Raw genomic sequence first — 15,630 nt, 5'->3', positions numbered from 1 at the left:
TCGCGAAGCTAGCCGAACGAAACCGCGCGCAGCACCCGCGCCACGTGGGCGGCGGGCCAGTCCTCCGTGAACGGCCGGGTGCGCAGCAGCCAACGGTGGAAAACCGGGCCCAGCAACAGTTCCGCGCCGTCCGCCGGGCAGTCGACCCCAGCCCGGGCCAGGCGGTCCGCGATCGCGCGCAGTTGCGGGCCGAGCAGGCGGTCCAGGACTTCGGAGCCGATGGCCGGGTCGGTCTGCAGCTCGGCGGTCACCGCGCGGAGCAGGCGGTCGGTCGCGGGATCGGTCAACTCGGCGATCATGCCGTGGACCAAGGTCTCCAAGTCTGCCCGCAGGTCGCCGGTGTCCGGGATGGCGACTTCGCCGGAGGCGTCGAGGCTTTGCTCCAGCAGCGCATCCAGCAGAACCGCGGCGGGCGACGACCACGTGCGGTACAGCGTTTGCTTCCCGGCGCCCGCCCGGGCCGCGATGCCCTCCATGGTCAGGCCGCCGAAACCGGCCTCGGCGGCGAGGGCGAGCACCGCGGCGTGCACGCGGGCTCGAGTGCTGGCGCGGGCCACGTCAGATCTCCGCGTCGGAGAAACGCTTGTCCTGACGGTAATCCGTCAGCCGTCCCGACAGTGCGGTCGCGACCATCGCGGGGGCATCGGCTCCGGCGAGGACGCGCAGTCGTTGGTCAGCCGGGTCGTTGACGTGCTGCAGGATTTCAGCGGCGATGTCCGCGGGCGGGGTGCCGCCGCCGGTGCCGGTGGTGGCCCACGGAACGGTTGTCGTGCCGAACATTCGCTCGCGCAGCCCGTCGTACGCCGGGTTCGGGGTGGCGAACCGCATACTGCCGGTCGCCCATTCGGTGTCCATCCCGCCGGGCTCGACGATGCTCACCCGCACGCCGAACTCCGCGACCTCTTGCGCGATCGCCTCGCTCATTCCCTCCAGCCCCCATTTGCTCGCGCTGTAAAGCCCGAATCCCGGCACCGAACCGGCACCGCCGACCGAGGAGATCTGCACGACGTGGCCCGACCGTTGTTCACGGAGCACGGGCAGCGCCGCTTGGGTCAGCCACAGCGCGCCCAGCACGTTCGTCTCCAGGATGTCTCGCGCTTCGTCCTCGCTTACCTCCTCGGCCATGCCGACCAGCCCGTACCCGGCGTTGTTCACCACCACGTCCAGCCGGCCGGACTCGGCCACTGCCCGTTCCACGGTTTCCCGCGCCGCGGCCCGGTTACGCACGTCGAGCACGTGCTCGACGACATTCCGGTGCTGCGGCGCGCTCCCCGGCGTCCGAACCGTCGCCAGCACCCGGTCGCCCGTTTCCGCGGCGGCAATCGCCAGCGCCCGGCCCAGGCCGCGGCTTGCTCCGGTGATCACCCAGGTTCTCGTCATGCCGCAGACGGTAGCACGAAACGAGACGGACCGTCTCGTTTCGCTGACCGCACGTGCTTCAGCCCTCCGCCGGGTAGGCGAGATCGACCGGCTGCTCGGCCGGAGGCCCGTCCGGCCACCATTGGCCCGCGACTCGCACGAAGCGGTACCACCGGCTGTCCTGCCCGTACCGGAGCTGCACCGGCCCGACCGTCACCCGGTTACGCCACACCTTCACCTCCCCCGGCAATTCCGCCAGTTCCGCCCGCGCTACCGCCAACGGGCCGGGGCCTGGACTCCACACGTCCCGCAGCGCCGCCAGCCCGCTCCGGCCCGCTTCCCGCCACGCCTGTGCGGACACGATCAGCTCCGACGGCGCGACCTCGGCGGCGGCGGCCAGCCCGAACACGTCCGCCCCCGGCCGGGCGGCGCGACGGGCCAGGTCTTCGGCGAAAGTCAAGTCCGCCAACGCATCCCGGGTGTGCAGCAGGCCGAACGCCAGCGACGCGGCGTCCGCCGCCAGCGCAGTGAGCGCGGCGGACGTCAGGCCGGTGCGAGCGGGCGGGTCGAGGTCGAGCACGGCGGGCGGGCCGGGTTCGCCGGGGATAGCGGGCAACAGCGGCAGCGGGGCGATCCGCCGCGCGTATGCCTTTTTCGGCGTCAGCCCGACGTCCGGCGCGCGAGCCGGGCGGGCTGCGCTGGGGGTCCGCAATTCGCGCAGCTGAGCCAAAACCTCGTCCCGGCCGCGCCCGCGCAGGGTGAACAGCACGAACGGATCGGCGTCCACCTCGTCGGCGACCAGGTAGTACACCGCCGCCACGTGTTTGCAGGGATTCGCGCTGTCCGGACAGGAACAGCGCGGCCGAAGATCACCGGGGCCGGGCAGCAGGTCGGCACCGGCCTCGCGCGACTGGACGGCCAGCTCCTCCGGCAGTTCCCCGTCGAGCAGGGCGGCGGCGTGCCCGAGCCGGCGACCGGCGACGTCGAGCAGCTTGTCCCATTCCCCCGCGCTGAACTCGCGCATCCGGATGGCGACGCGATACGGGTCCGGCCTGCTTCCCCGCACCCACGCGGTGATCTCGCCCGCGCTGATCGCCAGCTGGTCCACGACGCCCTTGCGCGCGTACGTCCGCCCGCGCGGCAGCCGGTTCGGGTCCAGCTTGGCGCGCTGCTCCAGCGCTTCCACCCACGCCCGGCCCCACCACCGGCGCCCGAACGTCCGCCGCGGCGGCATCAGCCGCTCCCGAGCCGGACGAGATCGGCGAGCTGGTCGTCGGACAGCTCGGTGATCCAGTCCTCCCCCGCGCCGACGACCGCGTCGGCCAGCCCGCGCTTGGTCTCCAGCACCGCGGCGACGCGTTCTTCCAGCGTGCCCTCCGCGATGAGCCGGTGCACCTGCACCGGCCGGTCCTGGCCGATCCGGTACGCGCGGTCGGTGGCCTGGTCCTCCACCGCCGGGTTCCACCAGCGGTCGTAGTGGATCACGTGCGTGGCCTGGGTGAGGTTGAGCCCGACGCCGCCCGCCTTGAGCGACAACAGGAACACCGGCACCTCGCCGGACTGGAACGCGGCCACCATCTCGTCGCGCTGGTTCGGCCCGACCTCGCCGGACAGCAGCGCGGTCGGCAGGCCGCGCTCGGCGAGCCGCCGCTCCAGCAACCGGCACAGCCGCACGTACTGGCTGAACACCAGCACGCTCTCGCCCTCGTCGAGGATGACGTCGAGCAGTTCCTCGAACGCGGCGAGCTTGCCCGACCGTCCGCTCAGCGCCCCGGTGCTTTCCTTGAGGTAGTGCGCCGGGTGGTTGCAGATCTGCTTGAGTTCGGTGAGCAGCTTCAGCACCTGGCCGCGCCGCTGCACCCCTTGCGCCTCGCGGATCTGCGCGAGGTTCTCCCGCACCACCGCCTCGTACAGCGTGGTCTGCTCGGCGGTGAGCGGGACGTACCGGTCCGTCTCGGTCTTGCGCGGCAGTTCCGGCGCGATGTCCGGGTCGGTTTTGCGGCGGCGCAACAGAAACGGCCGGACCGTCGCGGCCAGCCGTCCGGTGACCGTCTCGTCCCGGTCCCGTTCGATCGGCCGCGCGACAGTGCGCCGGAACTTCTCCAGCGGGCCGAGCAGCCCCGGCGTGGTCCAGTCGAGCAGCGACCACAGTTCGGTGAGCCGGTTCTCCACCGGCGTGCCGGTGAGCGCCACGCGGGCCGCCGCCGGCACCTGTCGCAGTTCTTTCGCCGTGGCGGACAACGGGTTCTTGACGTGCTGCGCCTCGTCCGCGGCGACCATGCCCCAGTCCACTTCGGACAGCAGCTCCCGGTCGCGGCGCAGCACTCCGTACGTGGCGAGCACGACCTCGTCCGGGGCCAGGTCGTCGAGATGCCGGCCGCCGCCGTGGAACCGGCGCACTGGCACGTCCGGCGCGAACTTGCCGAACTCTCGTTCCCAGTTGCCCAGCAGCGACGTCGGGCACAGCACGAGTGTCGGCCCCGCGGCCTGCGCGCGTCGGTGCAGGTGCAGTGCGATGAGCTGGATTGTCTTGCCTAGCCCCATATCGTCGGCGAGACAGGCGCCAAGACCGAGTTCGGTCATGGCGATGAGCCAGCCCAGCCCGGCCCGTTGGTACGGACGCAGCGTGGCGGTGAGTCCCGCCGGTTCCTCGACGGGCGCGGGATCCCTTTCGCGCAGCCGTTCGGCGAGCCCGGACAACGCTGGCTGCGGAGCGAACTCGACTCGTTCTCCGTCCACCTCCAACTCGCCGGTGAGCGCGGCGGCCAGCGCTTCGGCGCCCGTCAGGCGCGACCGCCGAGCCCGCATCCGCGCCAGCAGGGCGGGATCGAGCTTCACCCACTGGCCGCGCAACCGGACCAGCGGACGTTTCGCCTCGGCGAGCGCCGCGACCTCCTCGTCGGTGAGTTCACTGCCGCCGAGACTGAGCCGCCAGCGGAATTCCAGCAGGCCGTTGAGCGGGAACGCCGGACTGGATTCGCTCGCCGGGGCCTGCGTCACGCTCGCCTTCGCCCGGACTTCGCCAGCGAAAAGATCCTTGGGCCACAAGACTTCGATGCCCGCGCCGCCCAGATCTCGCGCACCGGTGCCGAGCAGGTCGACCACGTCGTCGTCAGACAACGGAAGCGTCGTCGGCGCCGATTCGGACAGGACTCGGCCCAGCGGCGGCCAGGCCCGCGCACCTCGCCTGAGCCCCAGCAGAAGCTGTGTTTCCACCTGGTCGCCGAGCCGGTGCAGAACTGCTTCGGGAGCGTCCCAGAGCGTGGCCGCTTCGACCACCAGGCTCGGCTCGAGAGTGGAGCGAACGGCGAGGACCCCGGCGAATTCCTCGTCAGTCGCTTCGATCCGCAACAGCAGTTGTGCCCCGTCCGGACGTCTGGCTTCGAGTTCGGTGAGCCAGGCCGCGCCGTCCGGATCCAGCAGCGTGGGCTGCGATTCCGCGAACGCCGCCCCGCCCGATCCGACCGCCGCCGCGGGACTGCGCACCAGCACGTCCGCCGCCGCGTCCCACACCGCGCGAACCAGCGATTCCGGCGAGTGCAGCCGGATTCGCTTGACTCCGGACAACGGCAACGCATGCGCTTCGGGCGGCAACGCGGCCGCGAGCCCGCGCAGGAGCTCCTCGTCGGCGGCGTCGAGCGGACCCACTCGCCAGGTGCCCAGCCCGCTCGGAGTGGACGCCGGACGCAACCGCCCGCGCGCCACGAGATTCACCCCCGCGTTGACCACAGCCGACCACGCGGCCAGCGCCGGACTCGTCTCGTCCGGCACGACGAGCAGCCGCGGGATGGCGTTCGCCAGCGGCACCAGCCGCGCCACTACCTCGGTGCGGGCGAACTTCCCGCCGCCGGGCAGGACGAGCTGGATCGGGGTGTCCCCCTCGATCTCGTCGCCCCACAGCGCCAGAACTCCCTCTCGCGGGGGATCCGAGGGGAGGTAGGTGGCTTGGGTGGTCTGGTCGAACTCCACCTGGGCACGGTAACGCGTGGGTCCGACAGTTCTGCTCGTCGCCTGGCGGCGACATTGCGTTCGGGGGTCGCGCGGGCGCGCGGTCAGCCGGATGCGCCGGTGCGGTTGGCGGCGGGCCCAGCGCCCCAATGTGGCATTGGGTGCATGCGACGCACCCAATGTGGCGTTCGGTGCGTCTGACGCACCCAATGTGGCATTGGGGCGCACCGGCGGCAGCGGCTGGGCCGGCGGCGGGGGCCGCAAAGTACGTGAGGGGAACCCTGAGGGACTCTGAGTCCCTCAGGGTTCCCCTCACGTACGGCTACTTGTCCAGCAGCAGGTGGACCGAAAGTTCCAGGCGGCTGGCCACGTCCGCGGCCGAGGCGCGCCGGGTTACCCAGGCGACCAGGTTCGCCATCCAGACGTCGGCCACCACGTGGAAGATGTCGCGGTCCGCCTCGGTCGGGTCGTCGATGCCCATCGCGCTCGCGAACATGTCCTCCATCAGCCTGCCGACCAGTTCGACCTCGGCGGCCGCGGACGTGTCGGCGAACATGAACGCGCGCACCATCGCCTCGGTGAGGTGCGGATCGCGCTGCATCAGGCGGGTGTTGCGGCCCAGGACGAACATCAGCCGCTCGGCGGGGGTTTCGCCGGGGATCGCGCTGCGCTGGATCTTCTCGTGCGCGGCCTCGAACTGCTGCGCCAGACCTGACACGAGCAGGTGAATCTTCGACGGGAAATACCGGTACAGCGTGCCCAGCGCGACGTCGGCCTTCTCGGCGACCGCGCGCATCTGCACCGCGTCGTAGCCGCCCTTGGAGGCGAGCGAGAGCGTCGCGTCGATGATGCGGCGGCGGCGGTCCCGCTGGGCCGCGGAGCCCAGTTCCTCGCCCATCGCGCCGAGGCCGTTCGCCCGCGTTTTCGCCGCCGGCGTCTTCGCCTTCCCCGGCATCGCATTCCCCTCTGTCTTTGCGGAACTCGTTCCAGTTTCCGGCTAAGCGTACCTGCCCTGGAGAAAGGTTCAACTCTCGACCACCTGGCGGAAAAACTGTAACACGTTCTACACTCGCCAGTAGCTCTGTACCCCGCGAGGAGGAGACCGATGCCGGTCGCGCTCACCGAGGAACAAACCGCGCTCGCTGCCGCCGTGCAGGCCTGGGCGGCGGCACACGATCCGGTCGCCGCTGTGCGTGCGGCCGAAACCGTCGGCGCCGGCCTGCCGGACGGGTTCGCCGCGCTGGGCCTCACCGGCATCGCGTTGCCCGCGTCGGTGAACGGCGCGGACGGAACCGTCGCGGATCTCGCGGCCGGGCTCGCCGCCGCGGCGGAAGCGCTGGTGCCCGGGCCGTTGCTGAGCACCGCGCTGGCCGGGCTCCTGCTCGCCGAGCACGCGAAGGAACTCGCCGCCGAGATCGCCGACGGAACCGCCCAGGTCGCGGTGCAACTGGACGAATCGGCGACCGTACCCGGTGCGGACGCTGGGTCCTGGCTGCTCGCGCGTCGGGGCGAGCAGTACGTCCTGGTACCGCCTGGGACCGCAGTGGAACCGTTGGCCCCCTTCGACTTTTCCCGCTCACTGGGCCGCGTCAAGCCCGAACTGCCGGGCGAGGCCCTCGACCTGCCGGACGTCCGCGATCTCGCGGCGACGCTCGCGGTCGCGGAGGCGGCGGGCGTCGCGCGCTGGTGCCTGACGACGGCCGTCGAGTACGCCAAGGTCCGGGAGCAGTTCGGACAGGTGATCGGCGCTTTCCAGGCAGTGAAACACCTTTGCGCGGAGATGTTGTGCCGCACCGAAGCCGCCGAGGCGCTGGCTTGGGACGCGGCTTCGTCGGTCGGGGATCCGCTGGCCGTCGCGAGCGCCGCGGCGGTGGCGCTGGACGCTGCCGTCGAGAACGCGAAGGACTGTATCCAGGTACTCGGCGGGATCGGGTTCACCTGGGAGCACGAGGCGCATCTGTACCTGCGTCGCGCGTTGGCGTTGCGGCAGTGGCTCGGCGGTTCGCAGCGGTGGCGCAAGCGGGCTGCGGACCTGGCGCTGGCCGGGAAACGGCGGACTCTCGGAGTGAACGTCGGCGAGGACGCCGAGGTGACCCGGCTGGTCGCGGAAATCGCTGCACTGCCTGAAGAAAGTCGGCGCAACGCGCTCGCGGACTCGGGCTTGCTGGCCCCGCACTGGCCGCAGCCGTACGGCATGGGCGCGGACGCGGCGACGCAACTGCGGATCGACGCCGCGCTGACGGCGGCTGACGTCCGTCGGCCGGACATGGTGATCGGCGGCTGGGCAGTGCCGACGATTCTCGCGCACGGCACCGACGACCAGCGCGAACGCTTCGCCAAGCCGACGCTGCGCGGCGAGGTGACGTGGTGTCAGCTGTTCTCCGAGCCCGGCGCTGGCTCGGATCTCGCGTCGCTGCGCACCGTGGCGCGCCGGACGGACGGCGGCTGGCTGCTGACCGGGCAGAAGGTGTGGACGTCTCTCGCCCACGAAGCGGATTGGGCGATCTGCCTCGCGCGCACCGACCCGGATGTGCCGAAGCACAAGGGAATCACGTACTTCCTGGTCGACATGCGCGCCGACGGGATCACCACGCGGCCGCTGCGCGAGATCACCGGGCGGAGCGTGTTCAACGAGGTCTTCCTGGACGACGTCTTCGTTCCGGACGCGGACGTCGTCGGCGAACCCGGCGCGGGCTGGAAACTGGCGCGCACGACGCTGGCGAACGAACGCGTCGCACTCGGCCGCGGCTCGGCAGTGGGCGAGAACGTCGAGGCACTGCTGGAATCGGCACCTGCGGACGTGGACCGCGACCGGCTCGGCGCGTTGATCGGCCAAGGCAGCGCGTGCTCGGTGCTCGACCTGCGAGCGACACTACGACGGCTCGACGGCCTAGGGCCAGGTGCGGAATCGTCGGTGGCGAAGCTGCTCGGGGTACGGCACCGACAGGAAACCGCCGAATTCGCCCTCGACCTCGCCCCGGAACTGACCGCGGAAACCCCAGCAGCGCAAGAGTTCCTGCTCACCCGCTGCCTGTCCATCGCAGGCGGAACCACACAAGTCCTGCTGTCCGCCGCCGCCGAACGCGTGCTCGGCCTGCCGCGCTAAACCTCCGTGAAGGGCTCCTTGAGGGAATCAGATTCCCCCAAGGAGCCCTTCACGGAACGTCACTCAGCCCGGAAAGCAGCGGCGAGGCGGGCGTATTCGTCCAGCAGCGCCAGCGTTTCCGCCTCCGGCAGCGTCGGCAGCATGAACCCGTACCGGTTCAGCCCGGCGTCGGCGTACTGCTTGATCGCGTCCGCGTCAGCCGGTCCGCCGAACAGCGTCGACGGCATGTCCCCGCGACCGGCCTCAGCCAGCTGCTGGCGCACGCGCCGCACCACGTCCGGCGTCACCGCGGGGTTCGGGATCCAGCCGTCGCCGTGCTCGATCAGGCGCTTCAGGGCCGCGTCGCTCGAGCCGCCGACCAGGATCGGCGGGTGCGGCGTCTGCACCGGCTTCGGCCACGCGAAGATCGGGTCGAAGTCGAGGTGCTTGCCGTGGAACTCGGCCTGCTCCTGCGTCCAGATCGCCTTCAGCGCGGCGATCTGCTCGTTCAGCAGCGCGCCCCGGGTCTTCGGATCGGTGCCGTGGTTGACCATCTCCTCCCGGTTCCAGCCTGCCCCGACACCGAAGGCGAACCGGCCGCGCGAGATCAGGTCGAGCGACGCCACCTCCTTCGCGGTGTGGATGATGTCGCGCTGGATCAGCAGCACGACGCCGGTGCCCAGCACCAGGTTCGAAGTGTTCACCGCGGCCGCGGTCAATGCCACGAACGGGTCAAGCGTGCGGTAGTAGACCCGCGGCAGCTCGCCCCCGCTGGGGTACGGCGTTTCGCGGCTCGCCGGGATGTGCGAGTGCTCCGCGAGGAAGAGGGACGCGAAACCGCGCTCCTCCGCCGCCTCGCCGAGCACGTCGGGCCGGATGCCTTCGTCGGTCACGAACGTCGAGATGCCGAAATCCATGCCTCCTTCTACTCCGGGGAACGGGCAAGTATTCCCGCGGGCTGTTGACAGATCACCGGCCCCGTCCGCTAGCGTTAAATCATCACACGTTGAATAGGAGGCTCCGGATGGACGTGACGGACGTCGACTTCGAGGAGATGTACCAAGGCAAGACCCCGATCGGGGAGAAGATCCCGTGGGACATCGCAGGCCCGCAGCCCGCGGTGGTCGCGCTCGAAGCGGGCGGCGGATTCCACGGCGACGTGCTCGACATCGGTTGCGGCCTCGGCGAAAACGCTATGTTCCTCGCGTCTCGCGGACACCGCGTGACCGGTCTCGACGGCGCGCCGACCGCGCTCGGGCGAGCCCGCGAAACGGCCGCGAAGCGCGGCCTGGACATCACCTTCGCCCAGGCCGACGCAACCCGGCTCGAGGGGTACGAAGGCCGCTTCGACGCAGTCCTAGACAGCGCGCTTTACCACTGTCTCGACGAAGAACAGCGGCACGCGTACGTAGCGGCGCTCGTGCGCGCGACCAAGCCAGGCGCGCAGCTGAACATCTTCTGCTTCTCCGACGAGGTACCGGAGAACTTCCCGATCCCGTACCGGATCACCGAGCAGAATCTGCGCGAAACGGTCGGCAACGGCTGGACGATCAGCGTGATCGAACCCGCCGTCTACACCACCGCGATGAGTCGCGAAGGCCTCATCGCCGCGGTCGCCGCCGTCTCCCAGGAGGAAAAGCCGGACCCGACCGCGCTCGACGCGTTGGACGTCGACGAGCAGGGCCGGGTCCTCGCCCCGGTGTGGCGACTGGCCGCCACCCGGGCCTGACGGGTCAGACGTTGCGCCGGTACTGGCCGCCGACCTCGAAGAACGCCTCGGTGATCTGACCGAGCGAGCACACCCGCGCGGCATCCATGAGCACGTCGAACAGGTTGCCGCCGCGGGTGGCCGCGTCCCGCAGCGCCTTGAGCGCCTGCTGGGCTTCCTCGCGGTGCCCGTGCTGGTAATCGGCGAGCCGACGAAGCTGGGACTGCTTCTCGTCCTCGGTCGCACGGGCCAGCTCCACCTCGACGTCGTCCTCCCCCGCCTTCGGGTTGCGGAAGGTGTTGACGCCGATGATCGGCAGCGAACCGTCGTGCTTCTTGCGTTCGTACAGCAGCGATTCGTCCTGGATCCGCCCGCGCTGGTAGCCGGTCTCCATCGCGCCGAGCACGCCGCCGCGTTCGGAGATCCGGTCGAACTCGGTGAGCACGGCCTCCTCGACCAGGTCGGTCAGCTCGTCGATCACGAACGAACCCTGCAGCGGGTTCTCGTTCTTCGACAGGCCCCACTCCTTGTTGATGATCATCTGGATAGCCATCGCGCGCCGCACCGAGGACTCCGAAGGCGTGGTGATCGCTTCGTCGAACGCGTTGGTGTGCAAGGAGTTCGCGTTGTCGTACAGCGCGCACAGCGCCTGCAGCGTCGTGCGGATGTCGTTGAAGCTCATCTCTTGCGCGTGCAGCGACCGGCCGGAGGTCTGCACGTGGTACTTGAGCTTCTGCGACCGGTCGTTCGCCCCGTAGCGCTCGCGCATCGCCACGGCCCAGATCCGCCGCGCGACCCGGCCGAGCACCGAGTACTCCGCGTCCATCCCGTTGGAGAAGAAGAACGACAGGTTCGGCGCGAAATCGTCGATGTCCATGCCGCGCGCCAGGTACGACTCCACGTAGGTGAACCCGTTGGCGAGGGTGAAGGCCAGCTGCGAGATCGGGTTCGCCCCGGCCTCGGCGATGTGGTAGCCGGAAATCGACACCGAGTAGAAGTTGCGCACCCCGTGGGAGATGAACCATTCCTGGATGTCGGCCATCATCCGGAGGCTGAACTCGGTGGAGAAGATGCAGGTGTTCTGACCCTGGTCTTCCTTGAGGATGTCCGCCTGCACGGTGCCGCGGACGTTCTTCAGCGCCCATTCGCGCACCTGCGCGGCCTCGGCCTCGGACGGCTCGCGCCCGTGCTCCTCGCGGAACGCGGCGAACTTCTGGTCGATCGCGGTGTTGAGGAAGAACGCGAGGATCGTCGGCGCGGGGCCGTTGATCGTCATCGACACCGACGTGTTCGGCGCGGTCAGGTCGAAGCCGTCGTAGAGCGCCTTCATGTCGTCCAGCGTCGCGATGGAGACGCCGGAGGTGCCGACCTTGCCGTAGATGTCCGGGCGGGTGTCCGGGTCGTGGCCGTACAGCGTGACCGAGTCGAACGCCGTCGACAGCCGCTTGGCCTCGGAATCGGCCGACAGCAGCTTGAACCGGCGGTTGGTGCGGAACGCGTCGCCCTCGCCGGCGAACATCCGCGCCGGGTCCTCGCCCTCGCGCTTGAACGGGAACACGCCCGCGGTGTACGGGAAGTAGCCGGGCAGGTTTTCCCGGCGCAGGAAGGAAAGCAGCTCGCCGGACTCGGTGTAGCGCGGCAGCGCGACGCGCGGGATCCGGTTGCCGGACAGGGTTTCCCGCCACAGCTGGGTGTGCAGCTCCTTGTCCCGGATCTTCACCACCAGCTCGTCCTGCCGGTACTCCGCGGCGAGCGCCTGGAACCGTTCGAGGAGCTTTGTCGACTCGCCGTCCACATCGGACTCCGCAGCGGCGATGAGGCCGTCCAGCGCGTCCGTGCTGGCGTCCACTTCGGACAGCGCGGCCTTGGCCTCGGCCAGGTGCTCGTGCTTGCGGACCGCGGCGACCTGCTTCTCGGTCTGCTCGTGGTATCCGCGCACGGTTTCGGAAATGTCGGCGAGGTAGCGCGCCCGGTTGCCCGGGATGATCGTGCTGGCGTCCGTCGAGACCTTGCCCGACACCGCCGGCAGCGTACCGGCCGACACCGACAGCCCGCGGTCGGCGAGCATGTCGCGCAGGTGCTGGTACAGCGCGGTCACGCCGTCGTCGTTGAACTTCGCCGCGCTCGTGCCGTACACCGGCATTTCCTCGGGCGCGGAGCCGAACGCCTCGCGGTTGCGCACCATCTGGCGCGCGACGTCGCGACGCGCGTCCTCGGCGCCGCGACGCTCGAACTTGTTGATCGCGACCACGTCGGCGAAGTCGAGCATGTCGATCTTCTCCAACTGCGACGCGGCGCCGAACTCCGGCGTCATCACGTACAGCGACTCGTCCACGTAGTCGACGATGCCCGCGTCGCCCTGGCCGATACCCGGCGTCTCCACAATCACCAGGTCGAACCCGGCAGCCTTGCAAGCAAGGATCGACTCGCTCAGCCCGGCCGGAATCTCCCCACTGGTAGTGCGGGTGGCGAGCGAGCGGAAGTACACCGGCGAACCGTCGAGGCAGTTCATCCGGATCCGGTCGCCGAGCAGCGCGCCGCCGCCCTTGCGCCGCGACGGGTCGACCGCGAGCACCGCGATGCGCAGCTTGTCTTCCTGGTCGAGGCGGAAGCGGCGGATCAGCTCGTCGGTCAGCGAGGACTTGCCGGACCCGCCGGTGCCGGTGATGCCGAGAACCGGCACGTGCTTCTGCCCCGCAGCCTCGGTGATCGCCGACAGCCATTCGGCGGGCAGGTTTTCGCGCTGCAGCTGGGTGATCACCCGGGCAAGCGCCTGGACGTCGCCGGACAGCAGCTTGTCGACCGAGGCGGGCGGCTGCGCGGACAGGTCGCTGTCGCACGCCTTGATCATCATGTTGATCATGCCCGGCAGGCCCATCTCGTAGCCGTCTTCCGGCGAGAAGATCCGCGCCACGCCGCGCGAGTGCAGCAGGTCGATCTCCTCGCGCACGATGACGCCACCGCCGCCGCCGAACACCTTGATGTGCCCCGCGCCGCGCTCGTTCAGCAGCTCGACGAGGTAGCTGAAGTACTCGACGTGCCCGCCCTGGTAAGCGGAGATGGCGACGCCCTGGACGTCCTCGGCGATCGCGGCCGTGGCCACCTCGTCGACGGAGCGGTTGTGGCCGAGGTGGACCACCTCCGCGCCCTGGGACTGCAGGATCCGGCGCATGATGTTGATCGAGGCGTCGTGGCCGTCGAACAAGCTGGACGCCGTGACGAACCGGACCGGGTTCGCGGGACGGTACAGGTCGCTGCCGCTCATCCTCCCAATTTACTAGGACTTCCTACTATTGGAAACCCGAGCCCAAGGTGACCCGGCTCTCAAGGGTTGACGTGCGCGCTATATTCAACCTATCAGTTAATTAACCAAGCGATTGAGCACCGATGCCGACAGACCAGCTGAGCACCACCTTCGCCGCGCTGGCGGACCCGACCCGCCGCGCGATCCTCGCCCGACTGACTCGCGGCGAGGCCACCGTCAACGAGTTGGCCGCCCCGTTCGAGGTGAGCCTGCAAGCAGTGTCCAAGCACCTGAAAGTGCTGGAACAAGCCGGACTGATCAGCCGCGGCCGCACCCGCCAGTGGCGCCCGTGCCGCCTGGAAGCCGCACCGCTGGAGGACGTCGCGGGCTGGGTCGCGGAGTACCGCCGCTTCTGGGAAACCGGCTTCGACCGCTTGGACGAACACCTGCGGCAGCTTCAGGAGGGGACGGAATGACCGAACTGACCATCGTGCGGGTCTTCGACGCCCCGCGAGAACTGGTGTTCCAAGCCTGGACCGACCCGGCACACCTGGCCGCCTGGTTCGGCCCGCACGGCGTCGTCGCGTCCGAAACCCGCACCGACCCACGCCCCGGCGGCACCTGGCACAGCCGGATCACGAGCACCGAACACGACGTCGACCGCCGAGTGTCCGGCACCTACCGCGAAGTCGCCGCCCCGTCCCGTCTCGTGTTCACGTTCCGCTGGCAGCACCCGGAAGACGAAGTCGGCGAAACGCTGGTGACCATCGATTTCGCCGAGCTGGCGGGAAAAACCTCGATGACGTTCCACCAAGCCCCGTTCCCGAACACAGCCGAGCGCGACGGCCACGTCGACGGCTGGCAATCCAGCTTCGAAGATCTCACCCATACTCTGGAGGAAATGAAATGACCACCGCACTCCCCCGCGTCGTCTCCCCGGAAGAATGGGCCACCGCCCGTGAATCCTTGCTGCGCAAGGAAAAAGAACACACCCGCGCGGCCGACCGGCTGTCCGCCGAACGCCGCCGAATGCCCATGGCCCCATTCGCGAAGCAGTACGAATTCACCGGCCCGGCTGGCACCCAAACCCTGCTGGACCTCTTCGACGACCGCCGCCAGCTGATCGTCTACCACTTCATGCTGTACCCCGGCGACGAAGCAGGCTGCCCCGGCTGCTCGCTGCTAGTAGACAACATGAGCCACCCAGCCCACCTGAACGCCCGCGACGTAACCCTCAAGGTCGTCGCCCCCGCAACAGCGCCGGAGATCGAACGCTACTGGACCAGGATGGGCTGGACGATCCCCTGGGTTTCCGCCGCGGGCACGGATTTCCCCGCAGACTGCGGCATCGACGGCGGCTTCGGCGTAAGCGTCTTCCTCCGCGACGGCGACGACGTCTACCGCACCTACTTCACCGACGGCCGCGGCGGCGACCAGTTCATCAGCACGCTGCGATACCTCGACGTCACCCCGTTCGGCCGCCAAGAAGCATGGGAAGAAGAGCCCCGCGGCAACGACGCCCCCGGCAGCTGGTGGCGCCGCCACGACGAATACTGAAAACTTTCTCGCGCACTGATGTCCAGTCGGCCATGACGACTCCGACCTCCTGGTGACCACCCCTCACCACCGGAAGCGAGCCCGCCATGGCCGACCTGGTCTACCTCGTCCACACCTCACTGGACGGCTGCATCGAAGGCCCCGCCGGAGAATTCGACTGGCCCCACATGGGCCCGGAACTCTCGGACTACGCGAACGAACTGTCGAACCGCGCAGCCATGTTCGCCTACGGCCGCCGAGTATGGGAAATGATGTCAAGCTACTGGCCCGACGTGGAGTCCATCTCAACCCACCCCCACGACCTGGCCTTCGCCCCGATCTGGCGAGAAAAACCGAAACTGGTCTTCTCCCGCACCCTGACGTCGGCAGACTGGAACACCACAGTCACCAACGGCGACCTGACCGAAGAAGTCGCCAACCACAAAGCCACCGCAACCGGCGACATAATCCTCATGGGCGGCTACGCCCTAGCCGCCGAACTAGGCCGCCGAGGCCTCATCGACGAATACCTGGTCTGCATCCACCCAGTAATCCTGGGCGGCAACAAACGCCCCTTCGCCGAAGGTGCCGACCGCGCAGAACTGCAGTTCGTAGAAACCCGCACCTTCGACAACACGGTCGTGCTGCTCCGCTACCGGGCCAAGCGCTGACCCAACCACAACGCGGGATCGCGTCGGCGTGTGGAGGGGCAGTGCGCACGGCCCCCCAGGGCCGGGTGCACTGCCCCTC

General features: G+C 69.5%; 13 protein-coding genes. 6 read left to right on the top strand and 7 right to left on the bottom strand.

What is annotated here, in order from left to right; translation table 11 throughout:
- Positions 1–8: 8 nt before the first annotated feature.
- The 5 genes from ABZX37_RS41685 to kstR form a co-directional block, all read right to left on the bottom strand.
- The gene (locus ABZX37_RS41685) at positions 9–557 is read right to left on the bottom strand and encodes a TetR/AcrR family transcriptional regulator C-terminal ligand-binding domain-containing protein (protein WP_354749291.1); all 549 of its coding nucleotides are present in this window, start codon (positions 555–557) and stop codon (positions 9–11) included.
- A gap of 1 nt (position 558) precedes the next feature.
- The gene (locus ABZX37_RS41680; RefSeq protein ID WP_354749289.1) at positions 559–1,380 is read right to left on the bottom strand and encodes an SDR family NAD(P)-dependent oxidoreductase; all 822 of its coding nucleotides are present in this window, start codon (positions 1,378–1,380) and stop codon (positions 559–561) included.
- A 58-nt stretch (positions 1,381–1,438) separates the two neighbouring features.
- Complete coding sequence (locus ABZX37_RS41675) at positions 1,439–2,593, bottom strand: SWIM zinc finger family protein (RefSeq protein ID WP_354749287.1); 1,155 nt, start codon at positions 2,591–2,593, stop codon at positions 1,439–1,441.
- Positions 2,593–5,328 (bottom strand): DEAD/DEAH box helicase, encoded by a 2,736-nt coding sequence (locus ABZX37_RS41670; protein WP_354749285.1) that lies wholly within the window; start codon positions 5,326–5,328, stop codon positions 2,593–2,595. Before ABZX37_RS41670 ends, ABZX37_RS41675 begins: the two co-directional genes overlap by 1 nt.
- 301 nt (positions 5,329–5,629) lie before the next feature.
- Entirely contained in the window at positions 5,630–6,262 is a 633-nt protein-coding gene (gene kstR, locus ABZX37_RS41665; protein WP_037809922.1) for a cholesterol catabolism transcriptional regulator KstR, read from the bottom strand.
- Positions 6,263–6,412: 150 nt separating this feature from the next.
- Between kstR and ABZX37_RS41660 the strand changes: the two genes are divergently transcribed.
- On the top strand, positions 6,413–8,413 hold the full coding sequence (locus ABZX37_RS41660) for an acyl-CoA dehydrogenase family protein (protein WP_354749283.1): 2,001 nt from the start codon (positions 6,413–6,415) through the stop codon (positions 8,411–8,413).
- A 59-nt stretch (positions 8,414–8,472) separates the two neighbouring features.
- On the opposite strand, the gene ABZX37_RS41655 is transcribed toward ABZX37_RS41660, so the two are convergent.
- A complete protein-coding gene (locus ABZX37_RS41655) occupies positions 8,473–9,309 on the bottom strand; it encodes an LLM class F420-dependent oxidoreductase (protein WP_354749281.1) in 837 nt (278 codons plus the stop codon).
- Positions 9,310–9,416: 107 nt separating this feature from the next.
- Between ABZX37_RS41655 and ABZX37_RS41650 the strand changes: the two genes are divergently transcribed.
- Positions 9,417–10,121 carry a class I SAM-dependent methyltransferase gene (locus tag ABZX37_RS41650; protein ID WP_354749279.1) on the top strand — a complete coding sequence of 235 codons (705 nt, stop codon included), beginning with the start codon at positions 9,417–9,419 and terminating at the stop codon, positions 10,119–10,121.
- 4 nt (positions 10,122–10,125) lie between these two features.
- Here the strand turns inward: ABZX37_RS41650 and icmF are convergent, their stop codons facing one another.
- A complete protein-coding gene (gene icmF, locus ABZX37_RS41645; RefSeq protein ID WP_354749277.1) occupies positions 10,126–13,365 on the bottom strand; it encodes a fused isobutyryl-CoA mutase/GTPase IcmF in 3,240 nt (1,079 codons plus the stop codon).
- A 122-nt stretch (positions 13,366–13,487) separates the two neighbouring features.
- On the opposite strand from icmF, the gene ABZX37_RS41640 reads away from it, so the two are divergent.
- From ABZX37_RS41640 to ABZX37_RS41625, 4 genes are all read left to right on the top strand, one after another.
- A complete protein-coding gene (locus ABZX37_RS41640) occupies positions 13,488–13,820 on the top strand; it encodes a metalloregulator ArsR/SmtB family transcription factor (protein WP_354749275.1) in 333 nt (110 codons plus the stop codon).
- The gene (locus tag ABZX37_RS41635) at positions 13,817–14,254 is read left to right on the top strand and encodes an SRPBCC domain-containing protein (RefSeq protein WP_354749273.1); all 438 of its coding nucleotides are present in this window, start codon (positions 13,817–13,819) and stop codon (positions 14,252–14,254) included. Before ABZX37_RS41640 ends, ABZX37_RS41635 begins: the two co-directional genes overlap by 4 nt.
- Complete coding sequence (locus tag ABZX37_RS41630; protein WP_354749271.1) at positions 14,251–14,901, top strand: DUF899 domain-containing protein; 651 nt, start codon at positions 14,251–14,253, stop codon at positions 14,899–14,901. Before ABZX37_RS41635 ends, ABZX37_RS41630 begins: the two co-directional genes overlap by 4 nt.
- Before the next feature lie 86 nt (positions 14,902–14,987).
- A complete protein-coding gene (locus ABZX37_RS41625; protein WP_354749269.1) occupies positions 14,988–15,551 on the top strand; it encodes a dihydrofolate reductase family protein in 564 nt (187 codons plus the stop codon).
- The last annotated feature ends 79 nt before the right edge of the window (positions 15,552–15,630 follow it).

Source organism: Amycolatopsis sp. NPDC004079 (genome assembly GCF_040610415.1).
Lineage (GTDB): Bacteria > Actinomycetota > Actinomycetes > Mycobacteriales > Pseudonocardiaceae > Amycolatopsis > Amycolatopsis halotolerans.
Note: the sequence above shows the minus strand (reverse complement) of the source record. Positions and strands in the feature narration are given on the sequence as shown.